The organism is Kitasatospora sp. NPDC001603 (assembly GCF_040298365.1).
GTDB lineage: Bacteria > Actinomycetota > Actinomycetes > Streptomycetales > Streptomycetaceae > Kitasatospora.
Genome location: NZ_JBEPAA010000026.1, coordinates 1 through 21,069 on the forward strand (window position 1 = coordinate 1; position 21,069 = coordinate 21,069).

Here is a 21,069-nt window from a genome sequence, read left to right on the forward strand (position 1 = left end):
GACGAGATCGCCCAGGTCACCCGGCTTGCCACAGCCCAGCTCAACGCACGTGCCCGTCCCTGGATATGGGGCCGTCCAGCTCCGCCAATCCGACAACTACGACGCCGCTACGTATACCTGCTTTGAGGAACGTAGCACTAGTATTGATTTTCAGCCACTCGCGCCCTACGCTCTGGCCGCCTTCTCCCCCGGGACCCCCCGTTCCCGTCCCGGGGCCGGGGCGCCGCACCACGCCCCGCCCTTCGGCCGGTGACGTGCCGCCCGGGTCCGCTCGAATTCCGGCGTACGGAGATCAACCTGCCGGACACGGACGGCGGGACGGGCTTACCACAGGTCTTTCCATCGACCGTCGCGCCGGCCTTCCGGTCGGCCGGGCACAGCGGGTCGCGCCGCCGGGCGCGGCCGCCGCGGGCCGGTCGGGGTCAGCTCCGGACGCGGCTGACCCGCCCCTCGTCCCAGACCGGTTCGTCGGCCTCGACCACCCGGCCGTCCGCCCGGAAGACCAGGAAGCGGCTGAACACCCGGGCGAACCAGCGGTCGTGGGTGACCGCCACCACCGTCCCGGTGAACGCCGCCAGGGCCTCCTCCAGCGCCTCGGCCGAGATGAGGTCGAGGTTGTCGGTCGGCTCGTCCAGCAGCAGCAGCGTCGCCCCGGCCAGCTCCAGCAACAGGATCTGGAACCGCGCCTGCTGGCCGCCCGACAGGGTCTCGAAGTTCTGCCGGCCCGCGCCCGCCAGCCCGTACCGGCTCAGGGCCGACATCGCGCGCTCCAGGTCCAGCCCGGGGCGGTCGCCCTCGCCGGCGCCCAGGATCTCGGCCGGCGTCCGGCCGGCCCACTCCGGGTGCCGGTGCGTCTGGGCGAACAGCCCGGGCCGCACCCGTGCGCCCAGCCGGCACTCGCCGGTGTGCGCCACCGTACCGGCCGCCTCCCCGCCGGCCTCGTCCAGCAGGCGCAGGAAGTGGCTCTTCCCGGACCCGTTCGACCCGAGCACGCAGACCCGGTCCCCGAAGAACACCTCCAGGTCGAACGGCCTCATCAGGCCGCTGAGTTCGAGCCCCTGGCAGGTGATCGCCCGGACGCCCGTCCGGCCGCCGCGCAGGTCCGGCGCGACCCGCTGGCGGCGCGGCGGCGCGGGCGGCGGCCCGGCCTCCTCGAACTTCGCCAGCCTGGTCTGCGCGGCGTGGTAGCGCGAGGCCATCTCGTCGCTGATCGAGGACTGCTGACGCAGCGTCCGGACCAGCTCCTTGAGCTGCTCGTGCTTCTCGCTCCAGCGCTGCCGCACCTCGGCCGCGCGCTGCCAGCGGGCCTCGCGGGCCTCGGCCCAGGTGGCGAACCCGCCGCCGTGCGTCCAGGCCGTGCCGCCCTCCAGGGTGACCACCTGGCCGGCCGTGCGGCTCAGCACCTCCCGGTCGTGGGTGATCAGCAGCACGCCCTGCCGGGTCTGGGCGAGCTGCTCCTCCAGCCAGCGCTTGCCGGGCACGTCGAGGTAGTTGTCCGGCTCGTCCAGCAGCAGCAGTTCGGCCGGGCCCCGGAGCAGCGCCTCCAGGACGAGCCGCTTCTGCTCGCCGCCGGACAGCGTCGCCACCTCGCGGTACTGGGCCACCTGGAAGGGCGTGCCGAGCGCGGCGACCGTCACGGTGTCCCAGAGCACCTCGTAGTCGTAGCCCCCGGCCTCGCCCCAGTCCACCAGCGCCTGCGCGTAGCGGAGTTGGGTGGGCTCGTCGTCGGCCTCCATCATCGCGAGCTCGGCCGCGTCGAGGGCGGCGGCCGAGGCCCGCAGCGGCGGTGGCGCGACGGTGAGCAGGAGGTCCCGGACCGTCCGGTCGTCGCGCAGGCTGCCGATGAACTGCGGCATCACCGCGACCGCGCCCTGGCTGCGGAACGACCCCCGCTGCGCGGGGATCTCTCCCGCGAGTATGCGCAGCAGGGTGGTCTTGCCCGCGCCGTTGTCGCCGATGAGCGCGACGGTTTCGCCCGCCGGTACACGGAACGAGACGTCGTGGAAGAGCTCGCGACCGTCGGCGAGAACATGACCGAGACTGGCGGCTTCGAGGTAGCCCATGCGCGGATTGTAGCGGCCGGACACTCGGTGGGCGATCCATTTTCGGTGCCGCTCCGGAGCGGGCACGGCCGCCCTGGTGGATCATCAACTCCCGTTCATCGGATCATCGTTAGTCGCTCGATCGCGCAATTCACTCGCAAGTCGGAATGCCGGATAAAGGCCTTGTGCCATTCCGTGATCTGCGGAACGGTTGTACCCGAAGGAAGCGGAACCGCAGGGCGGGCGTGATCTCCCTCCGACGTTCCCCGTGTTCGTCCGCGCCGCCGCGCTCCTTCCGATTCCGACCCTGCCGGCCCTGCCAGGAAGGCGAGAGATATCCCATGCCGTCCGATCTCGCTTCGCACTCCGACCACCACAGCTCGCGGTCCGGTCCGGCCACCGTCGCACTCGTCGGCGCGGAATTCGGCTGGGGCAGCTCGGGGAAGCTCAGTGCCGTGCTCTCCGCCCTGCGGGACCGGCCCACCCCTCCCCTGCGGTTCGTCGGGCTGGCCTCGGGGCTGGGCCGCCCGCTGCTCGCCGAGCACGCGGTGGACGCCTGGCACGACCTGCCCGCCGATCCCGGGCGACTGGCCCCGGCCGTCGAGGAGTTCGTGCGGTCCCAGGGGGTGCGGGCCGCCGTGGTCGTACTGGACGGCGCCGCCGCGACGGCCCTGCTGGCGGCCGGGGTGCCCACGGTGTTCGTCGACAGCCTGCCCTTCCTCTGGTCCGAGGGCGACCGGGCCGCGCTGCCGCTGGACGCCACGGTGTACTGCGCGCAGAAGAGCGTCGAGCTGCCGCCCGAGTGCCTGGACGTGCTGGCCGACGCCCGGGCGCTGCGCTGGGTCGAGGCGGTCATCGCCGGGCCCCGCGGCCCGGATCCGGCGACCGGCCACCGCCGCGCCGGCCCCCGCCGCCCGTACCGGAGGGCGCTGGTCAGCCTGGGCGGGCTGCGCGCGCCGACGCTCGGCGATCCGGAGCACTACCCGCGCCTGGTCGTCCCCGCCGCCCTGGAGGCCCTCGCCGCCCACGGGGTCGAGGAGGTGCACATCGCCGGCAACCTGCCCGCCGAGCTGGCGGGCCGGCTGGTCGACGAGTCGGTCGCCCCGCCCCGGACGACCACCGGCCCGCTCGGCCACGGCGCCTTCCTGGAACGGCTGGCCGACAGTGACGTCCTGCTGACCTCGCCCGGGCTGACCACCCTGCTGGAGGCGGGCGGCCTGCGCGTCCCCACCGTCTGCCTGCCGCCGCAGAACCTCAGCCAGATCTTCAACGGCCGCTACCACGGCCAGGCGCTCGGGGCCCCGTTGCGGGTGCTCTGGCCCAAGGACGTGCTCGTCGAGGAGGAGGCGCTGGCGCTGCGCTCCGAGGGCGAGGACCACGCGCTGGAGCTGATCTACGACTCGATCGGGCGGGCCGCGCTCGGCGACGACCGCCCGGCCGTCCGCCACGCCCTGCGCGACGGCGTCCTGGCGGCGCTGCGCCGGTCCACCGCGGTCGACGACTGGGGCGCGCTCACCACCGCGGTCGGCACCGGCGGAGCGGTCCAGGTGGCCGACGCCCTGCTCGGCGTCCTGGCCGCACCGGACCGGCCCGTCTGACCGCCCGTCCCGGGCGCACCGCCCGTCACCCGCCCCGCCTGTCCCGTGAGTCGTCTGGAAGGTCCCCCCTCCGTGCGTGCACGTGATCGCTACCTCTTCATCCGGATCCTGGAAGCCTGCAACGCCGACTGCTTCATGTGCGAGTTCGCACTCTCCCGCGACACCTTCCGCTTCTCCCGCGAGGACTTCGACGACCTGCTGCCCAAGGCCCGGGCGGCCGGCGTGGGCTACGTCCGGTTCACCGGCGGCGAGCCGCTGATGCACCCGCACGTGGTGGAGCTGGTCCGCTCGGGCGCCGCCGCCGGGATGAGGATGTCCCTCATCACCAACGGGTCGCTGCTGCCCCGGATGGCCGCCCCGCTGGCCGCGGCCGGCCTGGCGCAGGTGATCGTCAGCCTGGACGGCTCCTCGGGCGCCACCCACGACGTCTACCGGCGCTCGCCCGGGATGTTCGACAGCGGGCTCGCCGGTCTGCGCGCCGCCGCGGAACTCGGCGTGCTGCCCCGGGTCAACACCGTCGTCGGGCCGCACAACTACACCGAGATGCCCGCACTGCAGGAGGTCCTGACCGGGGCGGGGGTGCGCCAGTGGGAGCTGTCCGCCCTCAAGCTCGACCGCAGCATCACCTACCCCGACGCCGACCACGTCCGCAGCGTCTGCGATCCGGTCTACGACGCCGATCCGGCCGCGCTGCTCGTCCCGATGGGCAAGCGCTTCTACGGCGACACCCCGCAGGAGCAGGAGCGGTACTTCGCCGACTCCGTCACCCCGCGCGCGGCCGAACCGCTCTGCCACGTCGCGGACGACGTCATCTACGTCGACGGCAAGTACGGGCGGATGTACGCGTGCAGCTGCATCCCGCACCGGGAGGGCGACGACGGGCCGGGTGGCGCCCCGCTGCGGGAGCAGGGGGTGATCCAGCTGGACACCCCGGTCTTCCGGGCCCACGCCGAGTGGTTCCGCGAACGCGGTCCCGCGGTGTGCAACGGGTGTTCCACCACCGCCGCCGGATACAGCGACGACGTGGCGCGGCTGGGGGCGGTGGGCCCGTGGCACTACTGAGCTCCGGTCGGCAGGCTCCGGCCGCACCCGACCGACCGGCACCCCTGGACACCGGCACCGACCCGGTCACGCCCGCCCGGCGCGCGCCCGACCGCCCGGATTCGGCGGCGGCCCAGGGCTCGCCGCACGGCCCCCGCGTGCTGCTGAGCGCCCGGCCGGACCAGCTGGACTCGACGCTCGCCCTGCGGCGGGTGGCCGCCCACCTCGGCGACCTCCGTCCGGTCGGCGCCGAGGACGTCGATCCTCCGCCGGTCGCCGCACTGGTCTGCGACGACGTGGCGAGGACGAAGCACCTGCTGGGCCTGGGCGTGCCGGTGGTGCACCTGATCTCGGGCCACCCGGCCGCCGGGGTGCCGACCGAGCGCCTGCCGACCGGCACCCCGGCGGCCGACAGCCCGGCGGCCGACAGCCCGGAGACCGACGCGCCACCGGAGCACGCCCTGGGGCGGGTCCACCGGCCCGGGTGGCTGCCGGCGGCCGGGCCCGCCGGCCGGGGCGTCCGGCCCACCGGAGTGCTCGCGCCGCAGCGCACCGGCCGGAGCCGGTCCCGCTCGGGCACCCTGCTGCTGCTCTCGCTCTGGCGCGTCCCCGCCGCCGAGGCGGCGGCCTTCGCCGAGGCGGCGCTGCCCGCCCTGGTGGCGGCCGCGCTGCACCGCACCGGGAGCTGCACCGTGGTCGCCGACACCGGGCTCGACCTGCTGCGATCCGCACTGGGCGGCCTCACCGGGCGTCCGGGCCTGCGGCTGGGCCGGGCCGCCGAGGCCGACCCGGACGCGCTGCACGCCGAGGCCGCCGTGTTCCTGGCCTCCCCGGTGCTCGGGGCGCTCGCCCTCGCCCAGGCGCGGCGGGCACCGCTGGCCCTGCTACCGGCGCTCGGACCCGCCCAGCGCGCGCTGGCCGAGCAGCTCGCCGGCGTCCTGCCCCTGCCCTCGGCCGAGGATCCCGCGGATCCGGGCCTGTGGGCGCAGTCCGGCGCCGGCGGCGCACCCGCCGCGGGCCCGTGGCACCTGCTCGACCCGGCCCTGGACGACCTGCGCGGCGCCCAGCGGGTCGCCCGCACGCTGCGCCAACTCGCGCTGGCTCCGCTGTGAGCCGCCGCCCGCCCCGATCCGCGCACCGATCCGCGCACCGATCCGCGCCCCGGACCCCACCCGGGCCCCGGCCCCGTCCTGATCCCCACACCCAGTCCGGCCGCCGGTCCGGCCCCACCCGTCCCGGCCACCTCCACAGCCCCACCCTCAGCACCCTCAGCACCACCCTCACACCCGTCGACCGCGTCGTACTGGAGCCGCCATGTCCGACACCCTTCGCGAACCCACGGCTGTCACCCGCCCCGAACTGATCCGTCCCAGGGTCCCGGAGAGCGACTGGGACGACTGGCGCTGGCACATGCGTCGGCGCATCACCACCCTCGACAAGGCCCGTCAGTGGATCAACCCGAGCCCCGACGAGGAGAAGGCCATCGCCGGGGTGGCGGGCAAGTACCGCTGGAGCGTCACCCCGTACTACGCCTCGCTGATGGACCCGGACGATCCCAGCTGCCCGGTCCGGCAGCAGGCGGTGCCCGCGCTCGGCGAGCTGATGGAGTTCCCCGGCGCCGAGGTCGACCCGGTCGGTGACACCTTCTACCGCAAGACCAACCGGGTGGTGCACAAGTACCCGGACCGGGTGATCATGCTGATCACCGAGGCGTGCCCGGTCTACTGCCGCCACTGCACCCGCAAGTTCCACACGACCGACGTCGACGGCACCTACTTCCGCGACGACGAGGGCGGTTCCTACGACGAGGACCTCCGCTACATCGCCGACCACCCCGAGATCCGGGACGTCCTGCTGACCGGCGGCGACCCGCTCTCCTACCAGGACGGCAAGCTGGAAGAGATCATCGCCGGTCTGCGGGCGATCCCCAGCGTGGAGATCATCCGGATCGGCAGCCGGTTCCCCGTGCTGCTGCCCCAGCGGATCACCGACGACCTCTGCGCGATGCTCGCCAAGTACCACCCGGTCTGGCTGAACACCCACTTCAACCACCCGAAGGAGATCACCCCGGAGGCCGCGGCGGCCGTCGACCGCCTGCTGCGGCACGGGATCCCGGTCGGGAACCAGACGGTGCTGCTGCGCGGGATCAACGACGACGTCGCCACCATGCGCACGCTGATGACCGAGCTGCTGCGGATCCGGGTCCGGCCGTACTACCTGTACCACTGCGACAACGTCACCGGGGTCTCGCACTTCATGACGTCCGTCGAGAAGGGCTGGGAGATCATGGCCGGCCTGCAGGGCCACATCACCGGGTTCGGCGTCCCCCAGTACGTCCTCACCACGAAGATCGGCAAGATCCCCATCCCGCCGCCCTCCTACACCCAGATCCCCGAAGGCCTGCTGCTCCGCAACCACCGAGGCCAGGAGATGGTCGTCGACGGTTCCGCGCAGCCGATCACGGAGTCGGACACCGCATGAGCTCACTCGACAAGCGGCTCGGGCAGCGCTTCCTGCCCTACGGCGCGAACTACCTCGACTGGTCCGACATGTCGGAGCTGCGGAAGGTGATCGAGCACCAGGTCCTCTTCCGCTACCAGACCGAGACCGAGAGCATGGCCTCCCGGCTGGAGCGGACGGCGGCCGAGCGGCTGGGCGCGGGCCACGCGCTGGCCGTCCACAACTGCACGGAGGCGCTGCGGCTCGCGCTGATCTCCACCCGCCCCGCCGTCGGGGACCTCGTGTACATCCCCGCGGTCACCTTCGTCGCGGTGGCCGGCGCGGTGCTGTCCTGCGGCCTGATCCCGGTACTCGTCGACGCCGACGACTCGCTCTCGATGGACCCGACGCTGGTGCCGCCCGACGCGCAGCGGGTGGTCGTCGCCCACATGGAGGGCACCGTCGCCCCGCTGCCGGCCGGGGTGCCGTACCTCGTCGAGGACTGCGCGCAGTCGCTCGGCGCCCGCTTCCCCGACGGCCGGCAGGTCGGCACGGCGGGATACGCCGGGACGTTCAGCTTCCACCACAACAAGGTCCTCACCTCGGGCGAGGGCGGCCTGCTCGTCACCAACGACGAGGGCGCCTGGTCGACCATGCGCTGCTACCACGACCACGGCTCGGCCCGGGTGCCGGGCCACTACCCGACGTGGAACCAGGACGCCCACTTCGGTGAGAACTTCGTGACCAGCGAGCAGGTCGCGGCCGTCCAGTGCCAGCAGTTCCGGCACCTCGACGAGCTGCTCGCGGGGCTGGAGCGGATGTACGCCATCGCGATGGGCGAGCTGCCCGACCGGCCCGACCTGGAGGTCCGGCCGCGGGCCGCCGGCGACGTCAAGGTCAGTCTGCGGTTCCGCTGCGAGAGCCGGGAGTTGCGGGACGCCGCGGTGGCGGCGCTCAGCGCCGCCGGCATCGCCAACTGGACGCTCGGGAAGTACCTGCTGCCCGACCACCCGGTGCTCACCGGCCGCCGTTCGCTCTACCGCGACGGCTTCCCGTGGAACCACGCCCCCGACGCCCCCCTGGCCCTCAGCCACGACGGCTTCGCCCGGACCAGGGACGTCCTGGACCGCACGCTGTGCGTACCGCTCTCCCCGGAACTGCCCGAGGAGGAGCAGGCCCTCGCGGCCAAGGCCGTCCGCCAGGTGCTGGAGTCGGTGTGAACGACACCGAGGTGCTGCTGATGGTGGACGACCGGCCGTCCTCCTTCACCCGCTACGCCGCCCGGGAACTGGCCGACCGGCTGGTCCTGCTGCGGTTCGCCGAGACGCGCCAGGACCTCTCGGAGGACTACCTCCTCGAAACCGCGCACCTGCCGGCCTTCTGGGTGCGCGAGGGCGCGGCGCCGGCCCAGGAGGCGCAGCGGTACCGGCAGTGGGCGGCGGGGCTGCCGGTACCGCCCACGCGGTTCTGCAACCCGTCGGAGCCCCGGCAGGCGGTGGCCCAGCGGTTCGCGGCGCTCGCCGGCCTCCCGCACCTGACGGAGCAGCAGGTGACCCTGGTCCGGGACAAGGCCGTCATGAAGGAGCGCTTCCGGCAACTCGGGCTGCGGACAGCGGAGTTCGCCCGGGTACGGTCGGGCGCCGAGATCGGGCGGTTCGCCGACCGGCACGGCTGGCCGGTGGTGCTCAAACCGGTGGACTCGTTCGCCTGCGTGGACACCTACCGGCTGGCCGGGCCGGGCGACCTCGCCGGGATCGACCTCGGCGCCCGGCGCTGGATGGTCGAGGAGCACCTCGGCGGCACCGAGTGGGAGGTGTGCGCGATCGTGCTCGGCGGCGAGGTGCTGGACGCCTGGCCGAGCGCGATGCCCTGCCGCCCGCTGGACATCGTCGACGGCGCGATGAACGCCAACATCAGCGTCGGCACCGGCGACGGGCCGGCGGTCGACGTGCGGGCGCTGGTCCAGCGCGTCATCACCGGGATGGGCATCGACCACGGGTACGCCCACATGGAGTTCTTCCTGATCGACGGCGAGGTGTACGCGGGCGAGATCGGTGTCCGGTTGGCGGGCTGCGAGATCCCCGCCAACCACGGGCACGCGTACGGCTTCGACGTGTTCGGCGCGACGCTGGCGGTCTACCTCGGCCGCCGGCCGGAGCTCGACTACCGCGAGCGCCGCTGCGCGGGCGACCTGCTGCTGCCGCTGCCCGGGTCCGGGACGATCCGGCGGATCACCTCCCGGGAGGAGCTCCTGGGCCTGCCCGGGGTGGTCGACGCGGTCCTCAAGGTCGGTGCCGGTGACCGGGTGGCGGCCCGCCGGGCCTCGCACAACGCCTCGGGGTACGCCCATGTCGTGGGAGGGTCGGTCGCGGAGGTGGAGACCCGGATGCGCGAGGTGCTCGACCGGTTCACCATCGAGGTGGTACCGGCCCGGGAGGCCGATGCCGTCCCCAGCTGACCCCCGCCGGGCCGGCCGCCCGCGCAGCGGCCCGGCGCCCGACTCCGCCGCCCCGTACGGTTGTTGAACGGAGACCGACCGCGTGACCCTCCCCCCCGGCGGCCTGCCCCGTCGCTTCCTCGACCTGCTCACCCGACCCCTGGTGGCCGGGCCGGCCTGGTGGAGCGTGGTCTCCAGGCTGCCGGTCTACCTGATGTCGCTGGCCCTCGTCCTGACGGTCCGTGAGCAGGGCGGCGGCTACGCCCAGGCCGGCCTGGTGGCCGCGCTGTACACGCTGGGGATGGCGCTCGGCAGTCCGCTGATCGCCCGCCACCTCGACCGGCGCGGACGGGCGGCGGTGCTGACCGCGACCGCCCTCGCGTACCCGGCGGCGCTCACCGTGCTGGTGTGGTTCACCCACCCCGGTGGCTGGGCCCAGCCCGCCGCGGCGGTCGTCGCCGGGGCGGTGCTGCCGCCGGCGAACGCCTGCATGCGCTCGCTCTGGGCGCGGCTGCCGCTGCGGGAGGAGGAACGCGAGACGGCCTACCTCTGGGAGGCCCTGCTGACCGAGGTGCTGGTGATCAGCGCGCCACTGATGCTGGCGGCGCTGATGCTGGTCGGCTCCGCGGGCCTGGCGCTCACCACGGTCGCGGTGATCGGCGGCCTCGGCACGCTGGGGCTCGCGCACACCCGGCTGCCGGTCGGTACCGAAGCCGCCGTCACCGAAGCCGCCGTCACCGGAGGCCGCGGCCCCGAAGCGCCCGGTACCGAAGGCCCCGGCGCCGCCGGCACCCGTGCCGACGGCGCCGGCACGGCCCACCATGACACCGGCCCGTCCCGGTCCCCGGCCGCCGGGGGACCCGCCGACCGGAGTGACCCGCGCCGGCTGCTGGGCCCCCTGCGGGAGCCGGCGCTGCTGGCGCTGACCGCCGTGATGGCCCTGTCCGCGGTGCCCATCGGCCTGCTGACCCTGGCCATCCCGGCCTTCGTCGACCGGCACGGGGCTCCCGGCGGCGCCGGCGTGGTCTACGCGTGCTGGGGGGTCGGCAGCGCCGTGGGCGCCCTCTGGCTCGGCCGCTCGCAGTCCGAGGTGGCGCCGCAGACGCGCTTCCCCCGGCTACTGCTGGCCTACGCCCTCGGGACGGGTCTGACCCTGCTCGCCGGTTCCCAGCTCGGCCTCGCCCTGGCGCTGGCCGTGGGGAGCGCACCCATCGCGCTGGTCTCCGCCACCGAGATGACCCTGGTGAGCACAATCGCCGACGGCCGGTCCCTGGCCGAGGCGTTCACCTGGGCCTCGCTCGCCACCGTTCTCGGTGACGCGCTGGGCCAGCAGGCCGGCGGGCTGCTGATGGACCCGCTCGGGCCGCGCGCGGTGTTCGCCGTGGCGACCGGCACCGCCCTGGCGGCCGCCGCACTGGCCTTCGCCTGCCGGGGGTTGCTGACCCGGCGGGCGGCGCCGATGGTGGAGTGCGCGGTATGACCGCCGGACCCGCCGGCCGCGGCCCCCCGGCCGCCCGCGCAGCGGTCCGCCGGTCCGCCGGCCCGTCGCACCCGCCGTCCCATCCGTCCTTCCCACGCCCCAGAGGTGGTCCACCATGAACGCCGCCCCCGCCGACCAACGGCCCGACCGACGGCCCGACCGACGGCCCGACCTGCCCGGTCCGGCCGCCCTGTTCCGCACCGTCACCCGGCACCAGTTACCGCGAGCCGTGCGGGAGTTCCTGGACTCCCCGCAGCTCCTGCCGGTGCCGGTGCCCACCGACGACCGCGCCGACCTGGCGCAGAGCGTCGAGCTCGCCGGCCGGCTGTACGGCGGCCGGCGGCAGCCGCACCCGCTCGACTTCGGGATCGTCCTCGGCGCGGCCGAGCTGCCCGAGGGGCTCGCCGAGCTGGCCCGACCGCTCGCCCGGACATGGGTGGCCGAGGAGGAGTTGGCGGACGTCGCGTCGTTCCGGGCGCGGCACAGCGGTTCGCTGCTGCTCGTCGGCCGCTACGACCGGCTCACCCTCGACCCCGTCCGGGACCTGCTGCTGGACACCTACCGCGGCCGACGCCACGGGCTGACGCTGCTGAGCGGCCGGGACGACGCCTCGGTCGGCTGGAACATCGCCAAGCAGTACGCCGAACCGGCCCTCGACGTCGACGCGCTGGGCCTGTTCACCGACACCGACCGGCCGCCCCGGCTGCCCGGGGTCCAGGTCTTCGACGACCGCGACTTCGAGCGCGAGGACATCCAGGCCCGGATCCTCGGCACCCGGTGGCGGCGGGTGGCCTTCCAGGGGCACGGCAAGGACGACAGCGTCAACCTCGGCGAGTTCACCATCTGCGGCCTCAACGGCACGGCCGCGGCCGTGCCCGGGCTGCTCGGCCCGCGCTGCGCCTACGGACTGCCCTGCTACAAGCCCGAGGACAAGCTCGTCCCGCTCAACCGGGTGGAGGCCGTGGAGCTGGTGCTCAGCGCGTGCAACAGCGGCCCGCTCGCGGACCTCGCGCTGTACGACCCCAAGTACCAGCTGCTGCTGAACGCGCTCGACGGCCCGGCCCGCACGGTGGTCTCGGCCGTGTCGGTGCACGACTCCGACCGGCCGGAGAACGTCGCCTGGATGCACGGCGCCCTGGTCGGCGCGGACTCCGTCGACACCCTCAACGCCAGCCTGGCCGGCTCGCACCCGTACCCGGCGTTCATGCGCTTCGGGCTGCCGGCGGCGCCGGAGGACACCCCGCCGCCGCCCGCCCCGGCGGACCACCGCCCCGACCCGCTGCTGCTCACCGTGGGCGCCCGGCTCACCGCCTACCTCGGCTCGGAGCTGCTGCCGCACAACCACCCGCTGCGGCCCCGGCTGACCAGGCTCGCCCGGAAGGTCGACCTCTGGGTGGCGCGGCCGACCCATCTCGCCGACCAGTCGCCCGAGCAGATCCACGGCTCGCTGACGGCCGACCTGCAGTCCCTCGACCACGTGATCACCGAACAGGTCGCGGCCAACCCCGAGCACGAACTGATGAACTACCCCGCGCACTTCGGTGACCGCAGCAGCCTGGACCCGCAGGTGCGCGAGGTCACCTGCCACTGCGGCCGCCCCGCCCAGGAGTTCACCCGGCGCGGCCTGCTCCCGCACATCCTGGACACCACCTGCGCCGTCTGCATGCGCTGCGGCGACGTCACCTTCCGGCTCCCGGACTCCCCCGCGCTGCTCGCCCACGCCCCCGACGAGGTCGAGCAGGGCGGGGTGCTGGAGATCCGGGCCGTGGTCACCGCGGCCCGGAGCGGCCCCGTCCGCCTCGGCCTCTTCGTCCCGAGCTACCTGCGCGAGGACACCACGGTCGAGCCGGTCACCACCCGGCTCCGGCTGACCGGCGGCCGGCCCGAGGAGGTGGGGTTCCGTGTGCGGTTCGCCGCCGACACCGCCCCGCAGGCCTACTACTTCACGGTGTTCGCCGTGCAGGACCTCGCCGTCTCGACGGCCCGGCGCCACTTCGGGGTCGTCCCCCGCAGCGCCTGACCCACCGCACAACGCAAGGAGAACCATGGAGAGCCAGACCAAGCCGGCGATCGAACTGATCGAGCAGAACGGCGAGGTGACCCTCAGCATCGGCGGCGAGCAGGCCATGCAGGCCTGGGAGCGGGACCTGATGTGGGCCAGCGCGGACATGCTCTGCGAGTACGGCCAGGACTTCTACGAGGTGGGGCTGGGCCTCGGCCTGTCCGCGCTGCGGATCGCGGGCAACCCGGCGACCCGCCGGCACACCGTGCTGGAGCTCTTCGACGAGGTCGAGGACCTCTTCCGGGCCCGCCACCCCGAGCTGCCCGGCAACCTCACCATCGAGCGCGGCAACTTCTTCCAGCGGATCTTCGAGCTGCCGTCCGAGAGCATCGACGGGATGTTCTTCGACCCCGCCCTCGACATGGACGTCTGGACCGACGCCGAGCTGTGGGCCAGGACCATGCCCGAGGTCGTCCGGGTGCTGCGCCCCGGCGGAGTGTTCATCCCCTTCTTCAGCACCAAGCCGGAGCTGCGCTGGCAGTACCTGCCGCACTTCCGCTCGATCCGGGTCGAGCGGCACCCCTTCGTCGCCTACGACACCACCGAGTACACCCACGGCGGCACCAGCGGTGACGCCTTCATCCAGTGCTTCCTCAAGGACTGACCGGTCCACCGCTCCCCCTCGGCCGGTCCGGCCCGTGACCGCCCCGCCGGCCGGCCCCCACCCACCCCGCGCACCGGCGCTGTTCCGGAGGTACCTCCCCCATGAGCATCACCCTGACCAACGGCTCCCGCCCCGACCTGGGCATCCGGTCGGTGTTCCTCGCCGGCCCGTTCATCCAGCTCCTGGACCCGGAGACCGGAGAGATGTCCGCCGAGTCGCGGGCCCCGTTCGACATCCTGATCAAGCACTTCGAGTCGCAGGGGCTCGCCGTTCACAACGCCCACCGCCGCGAGGCCTGGGGGGCGGAGCTGATGCGGCCGGAGCAGTGCACGAAGCTCGACCAGGACGAGATCCGCAAGGCCGACGTGTTCGTCGCCCTGCCCGGCCACCCGGCCTCGCCGGGCACCCACATCGAGATCGGCTGGGCCAGCGCCTTCGACAAGCCGATCGTGCTGCTGCTGGAGCGCGACCGGGAGTACACCTTCCTGGTCCAGGGCCTGCACACGGTGGCCTCGGTGGAGTACGTGGTTCACACGGACCTCGCCGCCGGCCTGGCGGCCGTCGACCGGGCGGTCGACCTGGCGGTACTGCGGCAGCGGGAGGGCAGCGGCGCCCGGTGACCGTCCTCCGACCGACTCCCGGTCCCGTCCCGTCCCGCCCCCCGGGCCGGGACGGGACCCGTCCGGCCGTGCCGCCGCACCGCCCGGCCGGACGGCCGCCGTCCGCCGGCGCCCCGGGCCCGTCCGTGGGGCCGTTCGCAGACCCGTCCCCAGACCCGTCCCCGGGCCCGTCCCTGGGCCACGGCTCCCGGGCGGCCCCCGCGGGCCGCCCACCGGGCCGGCCGCCGGGCCGGCTGCTGGCCGCGCTGCTCGCCTGCCTGGCGCTGGTCGCCACCGCGACGGGCTTCGCCCCGCCCGGCCGGGAGCGGTCCGCCGAACCGGCCGGCACACCGGCGGCGGCCGCCTACACCGTCGCGCTGACCGGGGACTCCTCGGGCGCCCGCTGGACCGGCCACGAGCGGGTGAGCTTCACCAATGTCTCGGCGCAGCCCCTCCCCGAGGTCCACCTGCGGCTGTGGGGCAACGCCCACGGGGGCTGCCCGGCGCCGGCCGTCACCGTGACGCGCCTGGTCGGGGGCACCGCGGCCACCCTGTCGGCCGACTGCACGGTGCTGCGGGTCGCCCTGCCGGCCCCGCTGCGCCCCGGGGGGCGCCACAGCATCGGCTTCGACCTCGAGCTCAGGGCACCGGAACTCGCGGACAAGGCCGGGCGGTTCGGGCGGCACGGGGCGTACAGCCACTTCGGCAACGCCCTGCCGGTGCTCGCCGTGCGGGACGCCGACGGCTGGCACCTCGACCCGTTCACCGACACCGGGGAGTCCTTCTACGCGCTGGCCGCCGACTTCACCGTGGTGCTCGACCACCCGGCGGCCCTAGGGGTCCCGGCCTCCGGAAGCTCGGCCGACGGCCCGGGCGCCGCCGGACGGACCGTGACCACGGCGACGGCCCGGCAGGTGCGTGACTTCGCCTGGTCCGCGGGCCCGTTCGAGAGGAGTTCCGCGGTCTCGGCCGGCGGGGTCAGGGTCGCCGTGCACGCGGTGGCCGGAGTCGGCGCGGCGGACGCCCGGACCATGCTCGACGTCGCCGTGTCCGCGCTGGACACGCACGCCCGCGCCTTCGGCGGCTACCCGTACGCGGAGCTGGACGTCGTGCTGGACGACGACCTCTGGTTCAGCGGCATGGAGTACCCGGGCTTCGTCCTGGACCGGGTGAAGACGACCGCCCTCGTCCACGAGATCGCGCACCAGTGGTGGTACGGCATCGTGGGCGACGACCAGTACCACCAGCCCTGGCTGGACGAGTCCTTCGCCGAGTACGCCACCGACCTCGCCCTCGGCCGGGACGGCGCGGACTGCTGGAGCCGCGTCGCCTGGTCCGCCCCCGAGGAGCGGATCACCAACGGCATGGCCTACTGGGACGAGCACCCCGACCGGTACGGGGTGGTGGTCTACGACTACGGCGCCTGCGCGCTGCACGACCTGCGGCGGCTGATCGGCGCGGACGCGATGGCCCGCCTGCTCCGCGGCTACACCCGCGCGCACTGGTACGGCGTGAGCGGCACCCCCGCGTTCCTGGCCGCCGCCGGGGCCGCCGCTACGGAGGACCTGGCCCCGTTCTGGGCGGCGCACCGGATCGGCGCCTGAACGGCCCCGGCGCTCCGGAGCCGCTCAAGCAGGAGCCCGGGACCGCTCGGCAGGAGCCCGGAGCCGCTCAAGCAGGAGCCCGGAGCCGCTCGGCAGAAGCCCGGGCCGCGCCCGGGCTCCTGCCCGGCCACGGTCAGGAGACCAGGCTCTGCTCCTCCAGCTCCGTCAGCGTCACGGTGCACAGGCCGCCGCGCTCGGCCTTCACGTTCGTCACCTTGAGCTGGGTGCCCGGCAGCAGGATGAACTCCTCCTCGCCGGTGAACGCGGAGTAGCGCTGGATGCCCGCGGCCCGGACGGGGAGCACCTCGAACAGCGTCCGCCTGCCCCGGCTGCCGAGGAACCCCTTCGCCACGCCGAGCTCCGAGGTGCAGGAGGAGACGCCCCACCAGGTGACGGTCCGTCCGAGCGGGTACTGGGCGCGCAGGTCCAGCGAGACCCCGCGCCAGAGCGGCTCGGTGCGGGCCGGGAGCTGCGACACCGCCGAGAACAGCAGCCGCAGGTACGGGAGGTACGGCACGACCCGGCTCCGGTCCGGTGCGCGCAGGATGGCGTTGATCTCCCGGTAGAACGCGGACTCGCAGGTGTAGAGGTAGAGCGCCGAGATGGCCTCGGCGGAGAGCCCGCCGGCCGCCGCCTCCTCCGCCCGCCCGCGGCCGAAGGCGTGCGACCGCTCGACGTGCCGGTCCAGACCGGACAGCAGCGCGGCCACCGGGGCGACGGCCTCGCGGAAGTCCATCAGCGGGGTGTCGAACACCCCGGTGATCGCGGGCAGGACGAGCCCCTCGTCCTTGACGCTCGCGAGCCGCTCCAGGTAGAGCTGGTGCAGCTCCATCGTGGAGGTGATGAACGCGCCCATGCGTTCGGCGAGATCGCCGCCCACCCCGCCGCCCTGCGCCGCGCCCTCGTTCCACCCCTTGGCCGGCAGCCAGTCGATCCCCTCGGCGCCCAGCGAGGCGAGCGCCGCGTTCACCATGGCGAAGTGGTCGCCGTCGCAGAAGATGTCGCCCTGCGCGGCCGGGTTGGCGTGGTCGATGTGCCGGACCTCGACCCCGGGGTACTTCTGCTGGAGCCGGAGCACGACCTTCTTCAGGCTGCGGGCGTGCGCGCCCCACCACGCGAAGACGACGCCCCGGTCCTCCTCGTCCTCGGCGTCCTGCTTGGCCCGGAGGATCTCCTCGACGATCCGCTCGGCGACCGGGCGCCAGAACGCGGTGTGCCGGTCGGTCGCCGTCGACCCGTCGCTGCTCGCGGTGAGTGCCGCGTTCAGCAGCAGCACGCCCTGGGTGAGCATCGCCTGGAACCACTCCGGCGGCTGCACGGTGTCCTGTTCCTTCAGCAGCCCGCGTATGTCGGCGATCGGCGTCTTCTTGGGGATGCCGTGCTTCCACATCGCCGCCGCCTTGATGATGCAGCGGATGCTGACCACCCGGCCGAACTGGCTGTCCTTCCAGTCGTGGAAGGTGTTGTCGAACATGGCGATGCCGGTGGCGCTCTCCGGCCGCGGGTAGGGGTTCTGGCCGAAGACGACGACCTTCCACTTGTGCGGCGCGTTGGGCTTGAGCGCCTGGAAGGTCAGCTCGCGGACGGGGACGACCTCCGGGCCGCGCCCCGGGCCGATGAACGCGGCCGCGTCCGGCTGGGCCTCGATGACCGGCTTCAGCAGCGGAAGCCACGGTTCGCCGCCGCCCTTGAAGAGCTCCGCGAGCGCCAGCGGGTCGCTCGGGTCGCTCGGGTCGGTCGGGGCGGACGGCGCGGGGGCGTGGGCATCGCTCATGGTGGTGTGACTCCGTACAGCCGTGGTTCGGCGGACGTGACGGGGCGGCCGGACGGACCACCGCCGGGTGCCGGCGGTCGTTCGATGAGGGCCCGTCACCTCTGCGGCGGACTCCACTGTTGTACCTGCCCGGTCCGACAGTCGGCCGTCCGGTCCCGCCCGGCCCGCCTCCGCGCACCGCCGGTGCGGCACGCACCCGTTGTCGCCCTGTCAGTGGTCGGCGATAGCGTCGTCACCAGTTCGAGGAACCGTGTCCCGAAGGGGAGTGGAGCATGACCACCGATCGCCCGCAGACGCCGCTCAGGGTCGTGTTGACCGACATCAACGCGCCGGTCGTGGAGGCCTGGCGAGCCGCGTTCGCCGACACTCCGGAGATCGAGATCCGCCAGGGGTCGATCCTCGACGAGGTCGTCGACGCCTGGGTCAGCCCGACCAACTCGCGCGGCCGGATGGACGGCGGGGTCGACGCGGCCGTCAAGCGGCACCTGGGCGCCGGCATCCAGTTGCGCGTGCAGCGGGCGATCCGGGACCGCTTCGCCGGGGCGCTGCCGGTCGGGAGCGCGGTGTGCGTGCCCTCCGGCGCCACGAATCCGAAATTCCTGATCTCCGCTCCGACCATGCAGGAGTCCTCGCAGAACGTGAGCGAGACCCTGAACGTGGCCCTGGCCTGCGCCGCCGCCTTCCAGGCCGTCCACCGGCAGAACACGGCGGCGCCGGGCAGCATCCGCTCGGTCGCCCTGGTCGGCATGGGCGCCCGGACCGGCCGGGTACCGGCCCGCGTCTGCGCCAACCTGATGTGGACGGGTTACACCCTGTTCAACGACCACGCCTTCGAGGACGACGACGACCTGCGCGCCACCATCACCGCACAGCTCCACGACCTGGAGAGCGCGCCCCCCGCGCAGCGGATACGCATCACCCCGCCCGCCCGCCGCACCGGCCGCCGCTGACGGGGGCGCCCGGCTCCCCTGCACCCTCCGTGACGACGAGCGCCCGGACGGGCCGCCGGGCCGGCCCGGTCCGCCCCGCCGCGCTCGCGGAGTCCGGCCGACCCCGGCAGGCTGGAAGGGGGGACCGAATGGCGTCGCACCGTTCAGGAGGAGCCATGGACGCGGCCGAGCTGACCGGGACCTACACCTACCGGAGCTTCCTGGAGCTGCCGGACCCGGTCCAGGACTTCAACAGACTGCGGTTCGCGCAGTTGGAGCTGAGACTGACGGCCGCGCCGGACGGCACCGTCAGCGGCCTGCTGGTCTTCCCGGCGCCGCCGGGCACCGAGGCCGAGGCCATGGTCATGACCGGCCAGGTGTCGGGCTCCTCGCCGGTGGCCTTCACCCTCACCGGCAAGGGCCGGCCCGGCACCCCGATCTCGGACTTCCACTACGACTACGACGGCATCATCCTGCACCACTGGGACACGGGGGTGAACCAGCGGACCACCCTCGCCGGCACCGTCCTGCGCGCCGAGCCCCACGGCACCGGCGAGAACCTGGCCCCGGCCGGCCAGACCGCCGGCTTCCTCGCGGTCAAGCGCAACGCCTGACCCTCCTCGGCCGGGTCCGGCAGGACCTGCCCCCACCACGGCCGGACCGATCTGCCACCGGCCCCCGCCGTTCGAGGGCCGCTCATCCAACTCCCTCCGCCCACAAGACAACTGAATGACCGCCAGTCATGCTCATGCTCGCAGGAGCTGTCCAGGCGCAGGCCCTACTATCGGTGGCGACACACGACTGACGCCGCGTCGGCGAGTCGTCCACCGTCACGCCTGCCCCACCAGCCACCCCTGCAAGGGAGCACCGTATGCCCCGGAGCCGGAAGCTCCATCGCCTCAGCAATCCCGACACCAGCGAGCGGCACGCCCAGCGGATGCTGTTCCGCCACCTCCGCGACGACACCAACGCGAACCGCGGCCGGATGGCCAAGCGGGTGCGCGAGCTCCAGCTTCTCCTGGCGATGGACCCGGTCGAGTTCGAGCAGCTGATAGCCCGGCTGATGGAGGCCATGGGCATGAAGGTCGAGCTCACCGCCCGCTCGCGGGACGGCGGGGTGGACGTGCGCGGGATCGACACGGATCCCTTCCGCGGCGGAAACGTGATCGTGCAGGTCAAGCGGTACCGGGACACCGTCACGCCGTCGGCCGTGCGGGACCTCTACGGCACGCTCCAGCACGACCGGGCCGCGACGAAGGGCGTCCTGGTCACCACCAGCCGGTTCGGCCCGAGCTCGCACCAGTTCGTGGCGGGCAAGCCCATCACCCTGATCAACGGCGCCGAACTGGTCGGCCTGCTCAAGCACCACGGTTTCCACGAGGTGTTCGCGGCCGCGCACCACGACTGCGCCGATGAGGGTGCCGGTGACCAGGGCGGCGACGGCCTGTCCGGGATCGAGCTGGCCACCGAGCCCGCCCGGCTCCTCCTGCACTGGACCGGCGAGGAGGAGTACGACATCGCCGCCCTGGTGTGCCAGGGGAACAGGGCGCTGTCGGACGAGCACCTGGTCTTCTACAACAACGCGTCCACGCCGGACGGTTCGGTCCGGCTGGTGACCGGCTACGGCGACGCGAACGCCTGTCTGATGGTGGACTTCGACGCGCTCCCCGCCGACGCCGACCGGCTCGTCATCGTCGCCGCGGCCGACACCGCGAACCGTCCGAGCGCCACCATGGCCGGGTTCGCCGGACCGGCGCTGATCCTCGAAGCCGGCGCCGACCAGGCCCCGGCCGTCGTGCACCTGGCCGACGGCGCCGAGACCAACACCGCGATGCGCCTGGGCCGCTTCGACCGCGACACCGTCGGGAACTGGGACTTCACCCCCGCCCTCGCCGGCTACCAGGGAGGACTGCACCAGGCCGTCGTCGCCTACGGCCTGGAGGTCGAGGACGCGTAGCCCCCGCCCGCCTCCGCCCCCGCCTCCGGCGTCACGCCGACAGGTGGGCCTGGGCCACCAGGGCCGCGACCAGGGCCGCCGTGGCCAGCAGGAGGAGGGCCGCCGTCCAGGGGCGGCGGGCCCAGGCGGCCACGGCCGCCAGGACGAGGACGGTGGCCGTCTCGTAGCCGATGAAGTCGCCGTCCCGCCGGTGCAGGCGGCGGATCGCCTCCTGCCCGGCCGGGCCGTCGTACGACCGGGCCCAGCCCTCCATGCCGGAGTCGAAGAGCCGGGCGACGAGCGCCCCGGCGACGAGCAGCAGCAGGAGGAGGCCCAGGGCCACATCGGCCCCGGTGCCGGTGCGCGCGGGCCGCCGCAGGCGCCCGGGGCGGGAGGGGGTCTCGTCCATCCGGCGATTCTGCCAAGCCGCCCGGCCGGATTCCTGAGTACCCGTACTCATCTCCGGGCGCGGGCGGGATCATGGCCGGATCCGCCGGGCGGGGCTGCCGCGACGGGCATCGTTT

The 21,069-nt window shown here is 74.0% G+C and carries 17 protein-coding genes; 14 read left to right on the top strand and 3 right to left on the bottom strand.

Annotated elements, in window-relative coordinates:
* Positions 1-422 precede the first annotated feature (422 nt).
* Positions 423-2,063: an ATP-binding cassette domain-containing protein gene (locus ABT263_RS18080; protein WP_352291368.1), complete on the bottom strand. Its 1,641-nt coding sequence runs from the start codon at positions 2,061-2,063 to the stop codon at positions 423-425.
* A gap of 320 nt (positions 2,064-2,383) precedes the next feature.
* Between ABT263_RS18080 and ABT263_RS18085 the strand changes: the two genes are divergently transcribed.
* The 11 genes from ABT263_RS18085 (at position 2,384) to ABT263_RS18135 (ending at position 15,906) form a co-directional block, all read left to right on the top strand.
* Positions 2,384-3,640 carry a hydroxymethylcytosylglucuronate/cytosylglucuronate synthase gene (locus tag ABT263_RS18085; RefSeq protein ID WP_352291369.1) on the top strand — a complete coding sequence of 419 codons (1,257 nt, stop codon included), beginning with the start codon at positions 2,384-2,386 and terminating at the stop codon, positions 3,638-3,640.
* Positions 3,641-3,712: 72 nt separating this feature from the next.
* A complete protein-coding gene (gene blsE / locus ABT263_RS18090) occupies positions 3,713-4,702 on the top strand; it encodes a cytosylglucuronate decarboxylase (RefSeq protein ID WP_352291370.1) in 990 nt (329 codons plus the stop codon).
* Complete coding sequence (gene blsF, locus ABT263_RS18095) at positions 4,690-5,793, top strand: CGA synthase-related protein (RefSeq protein WP_352291371.1); 1,104 nt, start codon at positions 4,690-4,692, stop codon at positions 5,791-5,793. The genes blsE and blsF overlap by 13 nt, the downstream gene beginning before the upstream one ends.
* A gap of 202 nt (positions 5,794-5,995) precedes the next feature.
* On the top strand, positions 5,996-7,162 hold the full coding sequence (gene blsG, locus ABT263_RS18100) for an arginine 2,3-aminomutase (RefSeq protein WP_329486280.1): 1,167 nt from the start codon (positions 5,996-5,998) through the stop codon (positions 7,160-7,162).
* A complete protein-coding gene (locus tag ABT263_RS18105) occupies positions 7,159-8,340 on the top strand; it encodes a DegT/DnrJ/EryC1/StrS family aminotransferase (RefSeq protein WP_352291372.1) in 1,182 nt (393 codons plus the stop codon). The genes blsG and ABT263_RS18105 overlap by 4 nt, the downstream gene beginning before the upstream one ends.
* Positions 8,337-9,578: an ATP-grasp domain-containing protein gene (locus ABT263_RS18110; RefSeq protein WP_352291373.1), complete on the top strand. Its 1,242-nt coding sequence runs from the start codon at positions 8,337-8,339 to the stop codon at positions 9,576-9,578. The genes ABT263_RS18105 and ABT263_RS18110 overlap by 4 nt, the downstream gene beginning before the upstream one ends.
* Positions 9,579-9,660: 82 nt before the next feature.
* The gene (locus ABT263_RS18115) at positions 9,661-11,037 is read left to right on the top strand and encodes an MFS transporter (RefSeq protein ID WP_352291374.1); all 1,377 of its coding nucleotides are present in this window, start codon (positions 9,661-9,663) and stop codon (positions 11,035-11,037) included.
* Positions 11,038-11,152: 115 nt separating this feature from the next.
* Positions 11,153-13,057, top strand: coding sequence for a hypothetical protein (locus ABT263_RS18120; protein WP_352291375.1), 1,905 nt, complete (start codon positions 11,153-11,155; stop codon positions 13,055-13,057).
* A 25-nt stretch (positions 13,058-13,082) separates the two neighbouring features.
* A complete protein-coding gene (locus ABT263_RS18125; RefSeq protein ID WP_352291376.1) occupies positions 13,083-13,703 on the top strand; it encodes a class I SAM-dependent methyltransferase in 621 nt (206 codons plus the stop codon).
* Positions 13,704-13,804: 101 nt separating this feature from the next.
* The gene (locus tag ABT263_RS18130; protein ID WP_329486286.1) at positions 13,805-14,323 is read left to right on the top strand and encodes a nucleoside 2-deoxyribosyltransferase; all 519 of its coding nucleotides are present in this window, start codon (positions 13,805-13,807) and stop codon (positions 14,321-14,323) included.
* Between the two features lie 125 nt (positions 14,324-14,448).
* Positions 14,449-15,906 carry a M1 family metallopeptidase gene (locus ABT263_RS18135; protein WP_352291377.1) on the top strand — a complete coding sequence of 486 codons (1,458 nt, stop codon included), beginning with the start codon at positions 14,449-14,451 and terminating at the stop codon, positions 15,904-15,906.
* Between the two features lie 133 nt (positions 15,907-16,039).
* On the opposite strand, the gene ABT263_RS18140 is transcribed toward ABT263_RS18135, so the two are convergent.
* Positions 16,040-17,680 (bottom strand): ADP-ribosyltransferase domain-containing protein, encoded by a 1,641-nt coding sequence (locus ABT263_RS18140; RefSeq protein WP_352291378.1) that lies wholly within the window; start codon positions 17,678-17,680, stop codon positions 16,040-16,042.
* Positions 17,681-17,952: 272 nt separating this feature from the next.
* Here ABT263_RS18140 and ABT263_RS18145 point away from each other — a divergent pair, with 272 nt between their 5' ends.
* The 3 genes from ABT263_RS18145 (at position 17,953) to ABT263_RS18155 (ending at position 20,566) form a co-directional block, all read left to right on the top strand.
* On the top strand, positions 17,953-18,630 hold the full coding sequence (locus ABT263_RS18145) for a macro domain-containing protein (RefSeq protein WP_352291379.1): 678 nt from the start codon (positions 17,953-17,955) through the stop codon (positions 18,628-18,630).
* 155 nt (positions 18,631-18,785) lie between these two features.
* Positions 18,786-19,223 (top strand): hypothetical protein, encoded by a 438-nt coding sequence (locus tag ABT263_RS18150; RefSeq protein WP_329486290.1) that lies wholly within the window; start codon positions 18,786-18,788, stop codon positions 19,221-19,223.
* Positions 19,224-19,480: 257 nt separating this feature from the next.
* A complete protein-coding gene (locus tag ABT263_RS18155; RefSeq protein WP_352291380.1) occupies positions 19,481-20,566 on the top strand; it encodes a restriction endonuclease in 1,086 nt (361 codons plus the stop codon).
* Between the two features lie 31 nt (positions 20,567-20,597).
* Here the strand turns inward: ABT263_RS18155 and ABT263_RS18160 are convergent, their stop codons facing one another.
* The gene (locus tag ABT263_RS18160; RefSeq protein ID WP_352291381.1) at positions 20,598-20,954 is read right to left on the bottom strand and encodes a DUF6234 family protein; all 357 of its coding nucleotides are present in this window, start codon (positions 20,952-20,954) and stop codon (positions 20,598-20,600) included.
* Positions 20,955-21,069 lie beyond the last annotated feature (115 nt).

Excerpts from the sequence above, each read along its gene's own strand:
- ABT263_RS18120 (WP_352291375.1), top strand. The coding sequence starts at position 11,153 with ATGAACGCCGCCCCCGCCGACCAACGGCCCGACCGACGGCCCGACCGA.
- ABT263_RS18160 (WP_352291381.1), bottom strand. The coding sequence starts at position 20,954 with ATGGACGAGACCCCCTCCCGCCCCGGGCGCCTGCGGCGGCCCGCGCGC.
- ABT263_RS18085 (WP_352291369.1), top strand. The coding sequence starts at position 2,384 with ATGCCGTCCGATCTCGCTTCGCACTCCGACCACCACAGCTCGCGGTCC.
- ABT263_RS18125 (WP_352291376.1), top strand. The coding sequence starts at position 13,083 with ATGGAGAGCCAGACCAAGCCGGCGATCGAACTGATCGAGCAGAACGGC.
- ABT263_RS18105 (WP_352291372.1), top strand. The coding sequence starts at position 7,159 with ATGAGCTCACTCGACAAGCGGCTCGGGCAGCGCTTCCTGCCCTACGGC.
- ABT263_RS18145 (WP_352291379.1), top strand. The coding sequence starts at position 17,953 with ATGACCACCGATCGCCCGCAGACGCCGCTCAGGGTCGTGTTGACCGAC.
- ABT263_RS18155 (WP_352291380.1), top strand. The coding sequence starts at position 19,481 with ATGCCCCGGAGCCGGAAGCTCCATCGCCTCAGCAATCCCGACACCAGC.
- blsG (WP_329486280.1), top strand. The coding sequence starts at position 5,996 with ATGTCCGACACCCTTCGCGAACCCACGGCTGTCACCCGCCCCGAACTG.
- ABT263_RS18130 (WP_329486286.1), top strand. The coding sequence starts at position 13,805 with ATGAGCATCACCCTGACCAACGGCTCCCGCCCCGACCTGGGCATCCGG.
- ABT263_RS18080 (WP_352291368.1), bottom strand. The coding sequence starts at position 2,063 with ATGGGCTACCTCGAAGCCGCCAGTCTCGGTCATGTTCTCGCCGACGGT.
- ABT263_RS18150 (WP_329486290.1), top strand. The coding sequence starts at position 18,786 with ATGGACGCGGCCGAGCTGACCGGGACCTACACCTACCGGAGCTTCCTG.
- ABT263_RS18140 (WP_352291378.1), bottom strand. The coding sequence starts at position 17,680 with ATGAGCGATGCCCACGCCCCCGCGCCGTCCGCCCCGACCGACCCGAGC.